This is a genomic window from Pseudomonas sp. AC463 (assembly GCF_979253585.1).
The window spans coordinates 1-285 of sequence record NZ_CEEDDZ010000473.1; the positions used below are offsets into that span (position 1 = coordinate 1).

General features: G+C 69.8%; 1 pseudogene. It reads left to right on the forward strand.

The annotated features are described in order from the left end of the window. Nucleotides 1-30 precede the first annotated feature (30 nt). A pseudogene (locus AC0IYH_RS31025) lies at nt 31-285 on the forward strand (bifunctional tetrahydrofolate synthase/dihydrofolate synthase); the annotation flags it as partial.

Here is a 285-nt window from a genome sequence, read left to right on the forward strand (position 1 = left end):
TCACCGGGGTGGATGCTGGAGGCTGAAATCATGCCCGATCACGCCACCTCCACCCACGCCGCCGTGCAGGCGCAACTCGATCGCCTCGCGACGCTCTCGCCGGGTGCCGACATCCTCGGCCTGGAGCGTGTTGCGGCGCTGCTGTCACGGCTCGGCGATCCGCACCTGTCGCTACCGCCGGTGTTCCACGTCGCCGGCACCAACGGCAAGGGATCGACCTGCGCCTTCCTGCGCGCCGCGATCGAGGCGGCCGGGCATTCGGTTCACGTCTTCAGCAGCCCGCAC